The organism is Arthrobacter sp. TJ-217 (assembly GCF_058269255.1).
The window spans coordinates 33,787-46,727 of record NZ_JBZCNJ010000002.1 but is presented as its reverse complement, the minus strand read 5'-3'; the positions used below and the strand labels follow the sequence as shown (position 1 = coordinate 46,727).

General features: G+C 66.3%; 15 protein-coding genes. 7 read left to right on the top strand and 8 right to left on the bottom strand.

Going from position 1 to position 12,941, the window contains the following annotated elements:
• Window positions 1-51: 51 nt before the first annotated feature.
• Entirely contained in the window at window positions 52-1,680 is a 1,629-nt protein-coding gene (gene groL, locus AC4D2R_RS03320) for a chaperonin GroEL (protein ID WP_490901607.1), read from the bottom strand.
• A 351-nt stretch (window positions 1,681-2,031) separates the two neighbouring features.
• On the opposite strand from groL, the gene AC4D2R_RS03315 reads away from it, so the two are divergent.
• Complete coding sequence (locus AC4D2R_RS03315) at window positions 2,032-2,550, top strand: TM2 domain-containing protein (RefSeq protein WP_490937489.1); 519 nt, start codon at window positions 2,032-2,034, stop codon at window positions 2,548-2,550.
• A gap of 25 nt (window positions 2,551-2,575) precedes the next feature.
• Here AC4D2R_RS03315 and AC4D2R_RS03310 read toward each other — a convergent pair whose 3' ends face one another.
• Window positions 2,576-3,238 carry a LytR C-terminal domain-containing protein gene (locus AC4D2R_RS03310; RefSeq protein WP_490937487.1) on the bottom strand — a complete coding sequence of 221 codons (663 nt, stop codon included), beginning with the start codon at window positions 3,236-3,238 and terminating at the stop codon, window positions 2,576-2,578.
• Between the two features lie 25 nt (window positions 3,239-3,263).
• Window positions 3,264-3,632 (bottom strand): DUF3263 domain-containing protein, encoded by a 369-nt coding sequence (locus AC4D2R_RS03305; RefSeq protein ID WP_490937485.1) that lies wholly within the window; start codon window positions 3,630-3,632, stop codon window positions 3,264-3,266.
• Window positions 3,633-3,756: 124 nt separating this feature from the next.
• Between AC4D2R_RS03305 and AC4D2R_RS03300 the strand changes: the two genes are divergently transcribed.
• On the top strand, window positions 3,757-4,524 hold the full coding sequence (locus tag AC4D2R_RS03300; protein WP_490937483.1) for a uracil-DNA glycosylase: 768 nt from the start codon (window positions 3,757-3,759) through the stop codon (window positions 4,522-4,524).
• Window positions 4,525-4,565: 41 nt separating this feature from the next.
• On the opposite strand, the gene AC4D2R_RS03295 is transcribed toward AC4D2R_RS03300, so the two are convergent.
• Both AC4D2R_RS03295 and AC4D2R_RS03290 read right to left on the bottom strand, forming a co-directional pair.
• Window positions 4,566-6,230, bottom strand: a complete 1,665-nt coding sequence (locus AC4D2R_RS03295; RefSeq protein ID WP_490937481.1) for a threonine/serine exporter family protein — start codon at window positions 6,228-6,230, stop codon at window positions 4,566-4,568.
• A gap of 31 nt (window positions 6,231-6,261) precedes the next feature.
• Complete coding sequence (locus tag AC4D2R_RS03290; RefSeq protein WP_490937479.1) at window positions 6,262-7,335, bottom strand: lipid II:glycine glycyltransferase FemX; 1,074 nt, start codon at window positions 7,333-7,335, stop codon at window positions 6,262-6,264.
• Window positions 7,336-7,489: 154 nt separating this feature from the next.
• Between AC4D2R_RS03290 and AC4D2R_RS03285 the strand changes: the two genes are divergently transcribed.
• From AC4D2R_RS03285 to AC4D2R_RS03275, 3 genes are read left to right on the top strand one after another with little or no spacing between them, the layout of a single operon-like run.
• Window positions 7,490-8,494 (top strand): aldo/keto reductase family protein, encoded by a 1,005-nt coding sequence (locus AC4D2R_RS03285; protein WP_490937477.1) that lies wholly within the window; start codon window positions 7,490-7,492, stop codon window positions 8,492-8,494.
• A complete protein-coding gene (locus AC4D2R_RS03280) occupies window positions 8,494-9,381 on the top strand; it encodes an NAD-dependent epimerase/dehydratase family protein (RefSeq protein WP_490901593.1) in 888 nt (295 codons plus the stop codon). The genes AC4D2R_RS03285 and AC4D2R_RS03280 overlap by 1 nt, the downstream gene beginning before the upstream one ends.
• 44 nt (window positions 9,382-9,425) lie before the next feature.
• On the top strand, window positions 9,426-9,854 hold the full coding sequence (locus AC4D2R_RS03275) for a hypothetical protein (protein ID WP_490901592.1): 429 nt from the start codon (window positions 9,426-9,428) through the stop codon (window positions 9,852-9,854).
• A gap of 131 nt (window positions 9,855-9,985) precedes the next feature.
• Here the strand turns inward: AC4D2R_RS03275 and AC4D2R_RS03270 are convergent, their stop codons facing one another.
• Window positions 9,986-10,378 (bottom strand): CBS domain-containing protein, encoded by a 393-nt coding sequence (locus tag AC4D2R_RS03270; protein ID WP_490937475.1) that lies wholly within the window; start codon window positions 10,376-10,378, stop codon window positions 9,986-9,988.
• Window positions 10,379-10,648: 270 nt separating this feature from the next.
• Here AC4D2R_RS03270 and AC4D2R_RS03265 point away from each other — a divergent pair, with 270 nt between their 5' ends.
• On the top strand, window positions 10,649-10,804 hold the full coding sequence (locus AC4D2R_RS03265) for a hypothetical protein (RefSeq protein ID WP_490901590.1): 156 nt from the start codon (window positions 10,649-10,651) through the stop codon (window positions 10,802-10,804).
• Between the two features lie 171 nt (window positions 10,805-10,975).
• Window positions 10,976-12,130, top strand: a complete 1,155-nt coding sequence (locus tag AC4D2R_RS03260) for a baeRF2 domain-containing protein (protein ID WP_490937473.1) — start codon at window positions 10,976-10,978, stop codon at window positions 12,128-12,130.
• Window positions 12,131-12,214: 84 nt separating this feature from the next.
• Here the strand turns inward: AC4D2R_RS03260 and AC4D2R_RS03255 are convergent, their stop codons facing one another.
• On the bottom strand, window positions 12,215-12,592 hold the full coding sequence (locus AC4D2R_RS03255; protein WP_490937471.1) for a hypothetical protein: 378 nt from the start codon (window positions 12,590-12,592) through the stop codon (window positions 12,215-12,217).
• 66 nt (window positions 12,593-12,658) lie between these two features.
• On the bottom strand, window positions 12,659-12,853 hold the full coding sequence (locus AC4D2R_RS03250; RefSeq protein ID WP_490901587.1) for a hypothetical protein: 195 nt from the start codon (window positions 12,851-12,853) through the stop codon (window positions 12,659-12,661).
• Between the last annotated feature and the right edge of the window lie 88 nt (window positions 12,854-12,941).

Below are 12,941 nucleotides of genomic sequence, written 5' to 3'. Positions count from 1 at the left end.
CCCCGAAGGAGTGCCGCTTTCTCGAAAGTGGAGCGGAGGGAACCGGACCGGCTAGAAGCCGCCCATTCCGCCCATCTCGTCTCCACCCGGGCCCGCGGGTGCGGACTTCTCGGGCTTGTCGGCCACAACGGCCTCCGTGGTGAGGAACAGCCCTGCGATCGAAGCGGCGTTCTGCAGCGCCGAACGCGTGACCTTTACGGGGTCGTTGACGCCGGCGGCCAGCAGGTCCTCGTACACGCCGGTTGCAGCGTTGAGGCCGTGGCCCGCGGGAAGGCCGCGGACCTTGTCGACGACAACGCCGGGCTCGAGGCCCGCGTTGAAGGCGATCTGCTTGAGCGGGGCGTCGATTGCGACACGGACGATGTTGGCGCCGGTTGCTTCGTCACCGGTGAGCTCGAGGCTTGCGAAGGCCTTGGCTCCGGCCTGGATCAGGGCTACGCCGCCACCGGCGACGATTCCCTCTTCAACAGCGGCCTTCGCGTTGCGGACGGCGTCCTCGATGCGGTGCTTGCGCTCCTTGAGCTCGACCTCGGTGGCCGCGCCGGCCTTGATGACTGCAACGCCGCCGGCCAGCTTGGCCAGGCGCTCCTGCAGCTTCTCGCGGTCGTAATCCGAATCCGAGTTGTCGATCTCGGCGCGGATCTGGGCAACACGGCCGGCGATGGCGTCGGCGTCGCCGGCACCCTCGACGATCGTTGTCTCGTCCTTGGTGACGACGACCTTGCGTGCCTGGCCCAGCAGGTCAACAGTGGCGTTCTCGAGCTTGAGGCCGACCTCTTCGGCGATGACCTGGCCGCCGGTGAGGATGGCGATGTCGGCGAGCTGCGCCTTGCGGCGGTCACCGAAGCCCGGAGCCTTCACGGCAACAGACTTGAACGTGCCACGGATCTTGTTGACGACGAGGGTGGCAAGGGCTTCGCCCTCGACATCTTCGGCGATGATCAGCAGCGGCTTGCTCGACTGCATGACCTTCTCGAGGACGGCAACGAGGTCCTTGACGTTGGAGATCTTCGAGTTGACGATCAGGATGTACGGGTCTTCGAGGACCGTCTCCTGGCGCTCTGCGTCGGTGACGAAGTAACCGGAGATGTAGCCCTTGTCGAAGCGCATGCCCTCGGTGAGCTCAAGCTCGAGCCCGAAGGTGTTCGACTCCTCGACAGTGATGACGCCTTCCTTGCCAACCTTGTCGAGAGCTTCGGCGATCAGGTCGCCGATCTGCTGGTCGCCGGCGGAGATTGACGCTGTCGCGGCGATCTCTTCCTTGGTCTCGATTTCCTTGGCCGAGGCGAGCAGTTCGGCGGTAACCGCAGCAACTGCCTTCTCGATGCCGCGCTTGAGGCTGAGGGGGTCGGCACCGGCGGCAACGTTCCGCAGGCCTTCCTTGACGAGGGCCTGGGCGAGCACGGTAGCGGTGGTGGTGCCGTCGCCTGCTACGTCGTCGGTCTTCTTGGCGACTTCCTTGACCAGCTCTGCGCCGATCTTCTCGTAAGGGTCGTCAAGCTCGATCTCCTTGGCGATTGAGACGCCGTCGTTGGTGATCGTGGGGGCGCCCCATTTTTTCTCGAGGACGACATTGCGGCCGCGTGGGCCGAGCGTCACCTTAACGGCGTCAGCGAGGATGTTCAATCCGCGCTCGAGGCCGCGGCGGGCCTCTTCATCAAAAGAAATGATCTTGGCCATAACGGCGTAGGTCCTTTCGGGGACAGATATGCGTTTCAGCAAACGAGTGCTCGCCTGCCTGTGGTGCCCGCGACGGCCGGGCCAGCCCGGAAAACGATCTCTTTACGCTCCGGTTCCGGCCCTCACCACAGAGGTTTGCCTGCTTCACCCAACACCCGCCGTTTTAGCAGTCAGCGGGTTCGAGTGCTAAGTCAATAATTAGCACTCCCGCCAGATGAGTGCAAGCCGTGCATTGCGGTAAACCCCTGCTCCACCCTGAGCACAGCCCGGGAAAACTCCGGGGATTTACCTGATGACGGCGCTGCCGGCCAAGGCATAGGTTGAAGAAAGTTCCAACCATCAAGGAGAAATGTGTCAACGACCCCAGACCCCGAGCAGCACAAGCCAGGTTCCGATCGGGAGCCTCTTGATGTTCCCCCCGCCCCGGGCGAGGATCCGGGCTTCGGCCCCGGGCCCTACCCGCAGGGCGGCGAGGCCCCAATGCCGGCGCAGGGCGAGCCCTACCCCGGGCAGTACGGTCCCCCGGGCGGCTATGCGGGCCAGTACCCGCCGCCGGGCGGGCACCCCAACGCCTACCAGCAACCGGGGCAGTACCAGGGAAGCCCCTATGGAAATCCACTTGGAACCTACCTCCAGGGCTACCCGGAGCAGAAGTCGCGCCTTGTGGCAGGCCTGCTCGGGGTCCTGCTGGGCTCCCTCGGCATCCACCGCTTCTACCTCGGCTACGTGGGAATAGGCGTGGCACAGATCATCGTCACCTTCGTAACCTTCGGTGTCGGTGCCATCTGGGGGTTCATTGAAGGCGTAATGATCCTGGTCGGCGCCGAGGCGTTCCGACGCGATGCAAAGGGCGTACCGCTCAAGGAGTAGCCGGACCGCGGCGGCTGGTCCGCTGCTACTGGAAGCCGGGACCCAGGACCACGGTGATGCTGCCGGGAACCCCTGCGGCGTCAACGACCGACGCAATGCCCAGCACCGAGGCTGCTTCCGCGGCGCTGGCCCGCTGGGTTTCGCCGTTGTAGAACACGACTGAGCCCTGGACGGGCGACCCGGTCCAGTTTCCGGGAACGGCGGCGCTCCAGCCGCCGGCCGCGAGGCGACCGGCGGCCGACGCTGCGAGTCCCGGCACCCCGGTTCCGTTGAGTACGTTGACGGCCTGGGTGCGGTCCGGGGCGGCCGGGGCCTTCGTTCCGGCCCGCTTTGTCGCAGAAGCCGACGGCGATGCAGCGGAGCCCGTCCGGGCGGGGGTCGGTGTCGCCGTGGTGCCGCTGGCCTCCGAGGCCACCCCTGTCGCCGACGCCGTGCCGGAGGCTGCCGGGAACTCAGGCGTTTCCGTGCCGGAGGTGGGAACCGACCCGGAGGCGGGTTCGGTCTCGCCTGCCCCTAGCCGGGGAACAACGAAGTACGCGGCGAGCCCGAGGAGCAGCACGAGGATCCCGACGACGATTTTCAGCCAGAGGCCGCTGGAGCGGGTTGGCAGAAAGTGCTCCCGGTGGACGCCCTGCCGGGCTGCGGATTCGGGAACCCGGTCGAATTCGTCACGGGGATAGTTGGTCATGGTGATGGAGGGTCCTTGGGGTAGGTCAGATGTCCGCGCCGAGCCGACGTGCGGAGCGCGCGCGCTGGCGGGAAGTTCGAAGTCTGCGCAGCCGCTTGACGAGCATCGGATCGTGGGCCAGGGCGGCCTCCGAGTCGATGACGGCATTGAGGACCTGGTAGTAGTGGGTGGCCGACATGTTGAACAGGTCGCGGATTGCCTGTTCCTTTGCCCCCGAGTACTTCCACCATTCACGCTCGAGCGCGAGCATCTGCTGCTCACGCTCACCGAGCACGGGCCGGTTGGCGCCGGCCCCCGGCGCCTCGGCGCCTAAACCGGTACCGGCGGCGATTGCTTCAGCGCCTTCGCCCTGTGGCGCGGGATGCGGCTGATCGGCCCCGGTCTGCTGACCCATTCCCACCGCCCCCTCGTGCCCGGCATGCGCATTGTTGCTCTGCCTACTTCCGCACCCATGGTAATGGTGAATGCCACGCATGTCATTTGCGGCGCTGCCGGCGCAGGCGCGGAAGAATGGAGCAATGGACGATGCAACCCCTGCCCTGTTCGAGCTTCCCTCACCCGGTGCTCCGCCCGCGGCACGGGGGGACGGCGCCCCATCGATCCCGTTCCAAGCCCCGGCTCCCCTCACGTCGGTCCTTCCGGCCGACTGGGCGGCAGCCCTCGCCCCGTGGGAACCCACCCTCCACCGGATCGCCGACAAGCTCGTTCTCGAATCCCAGCGAGGACATGAGGTCCTCCCCGCACCGGAGCACATCCTGCGGGCTTTTCGGGTTCCGCTGGAGGAGGTCAAGGTGGTGATTGTCGGCCAGGACCCCTACCCCACCCCCGGACACTCGGTCGGACTGTGCTTCGCCGTCGATCCGGCAACCCGCCCCTTGCCGCGCAGTCTCGTGAACATCTACCGGGAACTTTCCGCCGACCTCGGTGCTGCCGCACCGGCCACCGGTGACCTCTCGGGATGGACGCGGCAGGGGGTGCTGCTGCTCAACCGGGTCCTCACGGTACGCGCCGGAGAGTCGGCGTCGCACCGCGGCTGGGGCTGGGAGGAAATCACCGACGCCGCCCTCAGCGCACTCGTGGCCCGGGGCGGACCGCTTGTGGCGGTCCTCTGGGGGCGCGATGCGCTGAGGCTGAAACCGCTGCTTGGGCACACCCCGACCGTTGAATCGGCCCACCCAAGCCCGCTTTCGGCGTCACGGGGCTTCTTCGGCTCCAAGCCCTTCAGCCGCGTGAACGACCTCCTGCGCCAGCAGGGCGCTGAGCCGGTCGACTGGCTCGCCTTGTAGCCGGCCCCGCATCATGGGGCGGCGCTTGGTTACCGGGATTCCTAGCGGCGCCGGTTGCGCCGGCGTTCGTTGCTGCTCAGCCCCTTGGTGAAGGGGCGTGCGATGTTGTCGCCGAGGACCACGCCGCCCGCGATGGCAAGGATGACGGTGAGCGCGTTGAACAGCCCCAGCGCGCCGGCGCTTGGGACTCCGACGTTGGTCGTCAGCATGTACATCGAACGGAAGATCGACAGTCCCGGGTAGAGGAACATGACCGCCGGAACCGCCACCACAAGCTGGGGCGCCCCCAGGCGGAGCGCGACGGCGCGGGAGAGGGCCCCGATGAGGACTGCGGCGAGCGCCGGCGCCAGCCGGTATCCGACGCCGGCGTTGATCGCCGAAATCCACAGGACGTAACCGGCAGTGCCCACAAGTGCGGTGGGGACCACAAGTTTGAGGTCGGTCTGCTCGGTGACGCCGAACATTGCCACGGCGATGAAGATCAGCACCGCCACCACCGGCCAGGGATACAGCGGGGCGGGAGCCTCAATCAGGTCAAGTTCCGGGATGCCGATGGCGGACCCGAACACCAGTGCGACAGCGATCCCCGAGACAACGCCGCCGAAGATCAGCAGCGCCGAAAGGAACCGCCCCGCCGCGGTGACCGGAAAGCCGTTGATGGCGTCCTGGGTCGCCGAGACAAGCCGCCCGGCGGGCAGGAGCAGCAGGATCCCTCCAACAACCACAAGGGACGGTGCGATTGGCACGTTGAGCCACCAGAAGAGCATGGCGATGAAGGTCGCCATGGCGGACGCGGTGGCCACCGAGAAGAACTCCGGGACCCTCCACCGCCCCAGCTGGCGGGACACAAGGTCGACGAGGATGCAGCTGAAGAGCCCCACGAGGGCACCCAGCACTCCCCCGCCGATGAAAGCGACAATCGCCGCGCCGAAGATTCCGAAGGCCGCGGTGACCATCCAGCGCGGAAAGGGCTTGGGCCGCCGGGTGATCTCCTCGAGGCGTTGGGCCGCCTCGATCCGCGAGACGCCGCCGGCCGCGATGTCGGAGACAAGCTGGTGGATCGCCGCGAGGCCCGCGTAGTTGTTGGTCCATGAACGCACAACGCGCAGCACAGTCGTTGGCGTCTGGTCCTTTGCCGAGTAGTTGATCACCACCGACTGGTTGGTGATGTCCACTTCGATGTGCTGCAGACCGAGCGCGGCAGTGACCGCGATGATGCTCGTTTCGACCTCGAGGGCACCGGCACCGTACCGGAACATCGTCTCGGCGAGGCTGAGCGCGAAGTCGAGTGTCTTGCGGGCGTTGGCGTCCGGCCCGCCGGCGGGAATCGTGGGGTTCGCGTAGGGGCTTCCGGCGAGCCGCTCAACGATGCTCATCGCCTGGGTGGGCGGAACCTCGCCCTGCACCAGCCGGCGCAGCATGCCGCGCGCTGCGGCGTTCGAGCGGTCCGGGCGGACGGCCCGCGGCGTGGTGGGCAGGGCGTCGGTCGGAGAGACGGAGCGCGGCTGCCTGCGCGGCCGCCGCGGGCCCGCAGGCAGGGCGGCCGGAGGTTCGGGCGTGGTGCGGCGGGAGGTACGCGCCGCGGCCTTCGCCTTCTCCTCGGGTGTCGGGTCGAAGGACCGGCGGATGACCGGCAGCGGGCCCGCCGCCGGGGAAGGATTGGTGCCCGGCGCCTTGTCGTTTCCTGCATCGGCGTTGTTGTTCATGATTCACCCCTTCGCCTGTGGCAGGTCAAGGTCAGTAGAAAGGCTGCTGGTGCCGGCGCCAGTAGATCTGGCGTGCGACGCGTTCTCCGGCGGTGTTCCACAGCCGATACTTCCAGCCGCTGAGGACGAGGTCCCAGCAGCCGGTGAAATCGGTGACTGTCTTGGTGAAACTCGTCTTGAACAGTCCGAGCCCATGGTGGGGGTGGGAGGTGTCCTTCAGCTTGTCCGCGGGCGGAGTGCCGCAGAAGTCGTATTCGTGGATGCCGAATTCGTCCTTGAGGTCGTTGATCGCCGTCCACTGGAGCAGGTGGGAGTCCCCGTACTGGGACCGGCCGGGCCTTGACCCGCCGTCCTTGTAGGTTCCCTTGCTGCCGTAGTTGATGATGAAGGCCCCGACCGAGGGTTCCCCGTCCTCATAGACGAAGTAGAGCCTGCCCTGGCCTGCGGCCGCGAAGTTCCCCCAGAACCGGCTGTAGTACTCGAAGGACCTCAGGCGGGCCGCTGAACGGTCCTCGATGTGGGCCATCAGCCGGTACATGATGCGGAAGTTTTCCTCGGTCGGCTCCACCCGGCGCACCTCCACGCCTTCCCGGATGGCACGGCGCACTGCATTGCGTCCCCGCGACGAAAGCGTGCGCAGCAGTGCGTTTGATTCGGGGGTGGTGTCGAGGATGGCCGTGTGGTCATTCGGCTGCAGGTCGAAGGTCTTGACCAGGCCGGCCCCGGGGAGCACCTTGCGCACCTCAGGGCCGTCGACGATGTCGGGTTCGATCTTCACGGCGAAGACATTGAGCCGCGAAACCGCGGCGAAGGTCTTGACGGCCTGGAGGGCCGCGGGGATGTGGGCGACATCGGCCACTCCCGGCCCCTTGATCAGATACCAGAGCCTGCCCATCACGGGGAAGGACTTTTCAAGGACGAGGTTGTGGCTCGTATAGTCGTCCGACTCCAGCACAAGGAACCTGGGCTTCCAGCCGTGGTGCGACTTCACCTCGGCGAATGAAGCCGACTGCAGCACATTCCCGCCGTCCGGGTTGGCGGTGACGAGGTCGTCCCACTTGTTCTGCTCCGTCTCGGTGGCGAAACGCGCGGTGAAGTTAACCAAGGTTCCTTCTCTTCTGGGTGGCGGGGAGGGTGGCCGACTCAGGCGCCGGGGCGCCCTGTTCCACCCGTCCAAGTCTAGCGGCTGCCGCCGGTACGGCCGCATCGGCGCCGGCGGTCCTGTACCCGCCGGGCCGATGATGGATAGCATCAGCCTCATGGACTATAGATATCTGGGAAACAGCGGACTCAAGGTTTCGGAGATCACGTACGGGAACTGGCTGACCCACGGCTCGCAGGTGGAGAACGACATCGCCGTGCAGTGCGTTACCGCCGCCCTCGAGGCCGGCATCAGCACTTTCGACACCGCCGACGCATACGCCAACACCGCAGCGGAAACGGTCCTCGGGGATGCGCTCAAGGGGCAGCGCCGCGAAACGCTCGAGATCTTCACCAAGGTGTACTGGCCCACCGGCAGCAAGGGCCACAACGAGGCTGGCCTCTCGCGCAAGCACATCCGGGCTTCGATCGACGGATCGCTGCGCCGCCTCCAAACCGACTACGTCGACCTCTACCAGGCACACCGCTACGATTCCGAGACTCCCCTTGAGGAGACGATGCAGGCCTTCGCCGACGTCGTCCGTCAGGGCAAGGCACTGTACATCGGTGTCAGCGAATGGAACGCTGAACAGCTCCGGGCCGGCCATGCGCTCGCCCGCGAACTCGGCATCCAGCTGATTTCGAACCAGCCGCAGTACTCGATGCTCTGGCGGGTCATCGAGAAGGAGGTGGTGCCCACCTCGGAGGAGCTGGGCATCTCCCAGATCGTCTGGTCCCCCGTCGCCCAGGGCGTCCTGACGGGCAAGTACCTGCCCGGCCGCGACCCGGAACAGGGAACCCGCGCCGCCGACGAGAAGGGCGGCGCTACGACGATCAAGCGCTGGATGGAGGACGACGTCCTCACCGGCGTCCAGCGGCTGAAGCCGATCGCCGACGGCGTCGGGCTGACCATGGCCCAGCTGGCCATCGCCTGGGTGCTGCAGAACCGCAACGTCGCGTCGGCGATCATCGGCGCCTCGCGGCCGGAGCAGGTGAAGGCGAACGTCGGCGCGGCGGGCGTGGTCCTTGAGGAGTCGGTCCTTGCCGCAATCGACGACGCCGTAGGGGCCCTCGCCGAAACCGATCCTTCACTGACCCGCTCCCCCGAATCGCGGCCGGTCTGATGGCGGACAGGATCGCCGTCACCGGCGCCACGGGCAAATTGGGCCGCAGCGTAGTGCGCTCACTCCGGGCCGACGGGAACTTCGTGCTTGAACTCGACCAGTACGGCGAGCGCAGCCCCGGTTTCCTGCGCGTCGACCTGCGCGACTATGGGCAGGTGCTCGACGCGCTGCTGGGCGTCGACGACCGCACCGACGGCTTCGACGCGGTGGTGCATCTCGGGGCGATTCCCGCCCCGGGCCTCACCGCCGACGCCGCGACGTTCCACAACAACATGCTCGCCACCTACAACGTCTTCCAGGCGTGCCGGCGGGCAGGGATCAAGCGCGTCGTCTACGCCTCGAGCGAGACGGTGCAGGGTCTTCCCTTCGACGAGGCCCCTCCCTACCTCCCCGTGGACGAGGAGTATCCGGCCCGGCCCGAGAGCACGTATTCGCTCGTCAAGCACCTCGAGGAGCAGATGGCGATCGAGATGGCGCGCTGGGACCCGGAGCTGCGCATCACGGCGTTGCGCTTTTCGAACGTGATGGATCCCGAGGACTACGCCGAGTTCCCCTCCTTCGACGCCGACGCGCTGCTGCGCAAGTGGAACCTTTGGGGTTACATCGACGGGCGCGATGGCGCCCAGGCGGTGCAGAAAGCCCTCGAGAACGCAGCTCCCGGGTTCGACCGGTTCCTGATTGCAGCGGCCGACACCGTGATGAGCCGGCCCAGCGTTGACCTCGCGGCCGAGGTGTTCCCCGAGGTGCCGCTGGTTGCGGAAGTCAGCGGCACGGAAACCCTGCTGTCGATCGACAAGGCGCGGAAACTGCTCGGCTTCGAGCCCCGGCACAGCTGGCGCGACCACGTTCCGGAGTCTGTATTGTCCCCGTCAGGAAAAAATCAGTAGGCTTATTATTCATCCAGTGACGCCCCGCATCGAAAGGTGGAACCATGAGCGAAGAGAACCCTCCTGAAACCCTCCCCGAAGAGGACATGCACGTCATTACCGATGACGATCCGGACATCCTCGACGAATCAACGGCAGATGTGCCGTTTATCCCCGGGAGGCCGGACGACTATCCCGGTGCCGCCGAAACCGACCCTGACCGCTGGCAGGAGGATCCGCTGCTGCAGAGCGAGATTGACGATGACGACGAGCAGGAGGAACTGCTCAGCGATCAGATCCTGAGGGATGAATCGCTTGAGGCGCGCTGGGAGCGCGGCGACGAGCAGATTCCCCCGGATGAGCCGACCCTCGGAGAAGCCGCGGCGGACGTCGATTTCGGTGTGGGCGAAGACGACGATTACGACTCGAGCGATGATCCGGCGAACAGCGGAGGCTCGCCGCTGAGCCACATCAACGACCGCGACCTGCAGTAGCGGGTCCGGCAGCGCGGCGCGGGACTGGATCCGGAACGCACCATCGGCTGACGCACTACGACGCGCGACGACGGCCGCCCCCTCCGGGGCGGCCGTCGTTGTTGCAGCTGTCCGCGGCAGGAAGGCAGAACCTAGTAGGAGATGAATTCGACGAGGTCGCCGACCCGGTCCTCCGGGTAGTTTCGGGCAATGTCCGCCTGGCTGATGACTCCAACGAGATCGTGGCCGTCGATCACGGGCAGGCGGCGGACCTGGTGGTCCTGCATTGTCTTGATCGCTTCTTCGACTGTGTCGTCGGCTCCGATGGTGACGGGTTTGCCCTGCGCCAGCTCACCGGCTGTGACGGTGCTTGGGTCCCTGCCGTCGGCGATGGACCGGACAACGATGTCACGGTCCGTCAGCATCCCCTTGAGTCGCTTGTCCTCCCCACAGATGGGCAGGGACCCGACGTCCAGGTCGCGCATCTTCACGGCCGCCTGCTGCAGTGTGTCGTTTTCGCCGATGCACTCTACGCTGCCTGTCATGATGTCTCGAGCCTTGGTTGGCATATCGCTCTCCTCACTTGTGGGTTCCACCGGTGGGCGGACCGGTCGTTGAGGGCTCCGGCACCTTACCGTAAGCCTACTTAGCAGTATCCGCCGCACAGCACATGTTGGAAAGGGAAATTCCCCACCCAGCACCGGATGCCCGCCGCGGCGACCGACCCGTGGGTACTTCCCGGGGGTTATGTTGGGCGCGGGTCCTCCGTAGACTTCCAGTACCTCCTGCCGCCACTCGAAAGGACAGTACCCGCCATGTCAGAAAGCCCCGACCAGCAGGAACGAAGCCACAACGAGGCCCCGGCGGAGGGGGACACCGACGCCGATCCGACAGACATCCGCCACCACACGCAGGATCCCGCAGAGGGAGCCGACCCGGCCGCCAACGGGAAAGACGCCGACACACGGTAGAGCAGTGACCGGGCACGCGCGAGGCTCCAGAGCCGCGGCCACCGTGCGGGCCGGACCCACAATCTCCTTTCACCGTCCGTCCACTCCCTTCCGGATGGAGCGGACCGCACCTATCCATCACGCTGCGCCGGCGCGGCGCAGAAGCAACATCGAAGAGAGAAGGTGCTGCCAATGACGCACGCACTCAAAGACCACTCACACCTCTACAAGCTCCCCGGCCCGTGGACCACCCTTTATGTGGACGGAAGTACCGCAACGGTCGAATCGGTGGCGAGCGACGACGAGCTGCCCCGCCTTGTCACCGAGACGATGGAGCGGGCGGGAACCCCGAAGCAGGACGTGAAGGCCGCGGTCGCTGCCCTCGCGAAGACGTCGAAGGGACTGCCGGACCCGGTGTCCCGCTTTCTTCTCGTGCACGACGGCGAAGCGGTCGTCAACGAGTTCCTTGCCGGACCCATGGTGACGCCCCAGGTGATTGCCGTTGGTCCGATCCCCGATTTCACCCCGATGGTGCGCCACTGCCCTGAGGACTTCGCTTATGTCATTGCGGAAGTGGGGCGCGACGGCGGCGAGGTGTACCTGCGGCACGCGGACCAGCTCTCGGCAGGCCCAACGCGCGGCGAACCGGTCGCCTCGATTGAGGGCGACACCGAACATATGCGCAAGGTCCATGGAGGCGGGTGGGCGCACAAGAGCTTCCACCAGCATGCCGAGAAGGTTTGGAAGTCCAACGCCGGCGGGGTGGCCACCGAAATCGACAGGGTTGTCTCGGCCAGCCGGGCCAAGCTGGTCATTGTGTCAGGAGACATCCGCGCCCGGCAGCTCGTTGCCGAACAGGTCTCCGAGGAAACCCGTTCGATCCTTTCGGTGATTGACAGCCACACCCGCACCGGCGGCTCCGACGCCGAGGCGTTCGCCATCCAGGTCGATCAGCTTGTTACGCGCGTCATGGCGGACCGTCAGCACCAGCTGCTTGACCGGCTCGCCGAGCAGGCCGGGCAGTCCGGCCGGACCTCCGCCGCGGGGGTCGGGCCGGTCATTACTGCGCTGCAGCAGGCGCAGGTCGACACCCTGCTGCTCGAAACCGGCGCCTGGGAGGGACGCACCCTCCTGGCGCTCGACGCCGCACCGTGGGTAGCCACAACGGAAGGGGAAACAGCCGGTGCTGAAGTGATAGGGCCGGTTCCGGCGCTTGCAGCAATCCTGCGGGCGGCGGCGCTGACCGACGCGGAGATTACCTTCTACCCTCCCGGAGCGCTCGACTCGCATCCAATCGCGGCGCTCCTGCGGTGGCCGACTGGCCCTGCCGTCCCGGCAGCCAGCTAGCTCCCGCGCGGCAGAAAACCTGACGGATCAACGCACAAAGGGGCCCGGGCGGCAGTTGCCGCCCGGGCCCCTCTTGCCGAGGTGCTACCTGCTGCCATCCCGGCGCTGGGTGTCCACATCAGGGTCGAGCTCATCGGCCTTTTGGGTGGTTGTCGACGTACGGTCCCTGAGGTCCTGCGCTTCCGCCTGGCGCTCCTGGGCCTGGCGGCGCAGCCGTTCGGCTTCGACCTCGGCCTGCTGGGCCTCGGCGTCGACCATCGCGGCCTTCGCTTCGCGCTCCCGCGCCTCAAGGTCGGAAACGCGCGCCTGCTCACGGATCTCGGCCGCCTTCTGGCGGTCTTTCTCCAGCTGACGGTCAGACCGGGCGCGCTTCCGCTTGCGCCCGAGGGCAATCACAAAACCAATAACAGCAAGCAGGACGATGATCCCAACAATGATCCAGATCAGTTGGCCCGTATCCATTTCACACTCACCTTTTCTTCAGGGTTTTGCCTTGTTTGGCGTCGCGCGCCGGGGCGGAGAGTTTTGTCAGCCGCCCAGTCCGCCGAATCCGCCGGAAAGTTTGCCGAGCAGATCCTGCGGATTGATTCCGAATTTTTCGAGGAGCCCTGCGTCTTTTTCGGAGTCCACCGAGTCGGGCAGCTCTGACTCCGCCTGGCTGGCCTGGTCCGACTTCCCCTGGGACTTCAGCAGGTCAATGATTTGCGATTTGTCGATATTCATTGGTTCCTCCGTTGCTCGTGCGGGACGCCGACGGTACGGCGCGGATTCCTTACGGCGCAATACTAAGCACGCTTAGGGAAGCATTGCA

Bases quoted from the DNA above. Each gene is read 5' to 3' on its own strand.
- groL (WP_490901607.1), bottom strand. From the start codon at position 1,680: ATGGCCAAGATCATTTCTTTTGATGAAGAGGCCCGCCGCGGCCTCGAG.
- AC4D2R_RS03310 (WP_490937487.1), bottom strand. From the start codon at position 3,238: ATGACCAACTATCCCCGTGACGAATTCGACCGGGTTCCCGAATCCGCA.
- AC4D2R_RS03305 (WP_490937485.1), bottom strand. From the start codon at position 3,632: ATGGGTCAGCAGACCGGGGCCGATCAGCCGCATCCCGCGCCACAGGGC.
- AC4D2R_RS03300 (WP_490937483.1), top strand. From the start codon at position 3,757: ATGGACGATGCAACCCCTGCCCTGTTCGAGCTTCCCTCACCCGGTGCT.
- AC4D2R_RS03295 (WP_490937481.1), bottom strand. From the start codon at position 6,230: ATGAACAACAACGCCGATGCAGGAAACGACAAGGCGCCGGGCACCAAT.
- AC4D2R_RS03285 (WP_490937477.1), top strand. From the start codon at position 7,490: ATGGACTATAGATATCTGGGAAACAGCGGACTCAAGGTTTCGGAGATC.
- AC4D2R_RS03280 (WP_490901593.1), top strand. From the start codon at position 8,494: ATGGCGGACAGGATCGCCGTCACCGGCGCCACGGGCAAATTGGGCCGC.
- AC4D2R_RS03275 (WP_490901592.1), top strand. From the start codon at position 9,426: ATGAGCGAAGAGAACCCTCCTGAAACCCTCCCCGAAGAGGACATGCAC.
- AC4D2R_RS03270 (WP_490937475.1), bottom strand. From the start codon at position 10,378: ATGACAGGCAGCGTAGAGTGCATCGGCGAAAACGACACACTGCAGCAG.
- AC4D2R_RS03265 (WP_490901590.1), top strand. From the start codon at position 10,649: ATGTCAGAAAGCCCCGACCAGCAGGAACGAAGCCACAACGAGGCCCCG.
- AC4D2R_RS03260 (WP_490937473.1), top strand. From the start codon at position 10,976: ATGACGCACGCACTCAAAGACCACTCACACCTCTACAAGCTCCCCGGC.
- AC4D2R_RS03255 (WP_490937471.1), bottom strand. From the start codon at position 12,592: ATGGATACGGGCCAACTGATCTGGATCATTGTTGGGATCATCGTCCTG.
- AC4D2R_RS03250 (WP_490901587.1), bottom strand. From the start codon at position 12,853: ATGAATATCGACAAATCGCAAATCATTGACCTGCTGAAGTCCCAGGGG.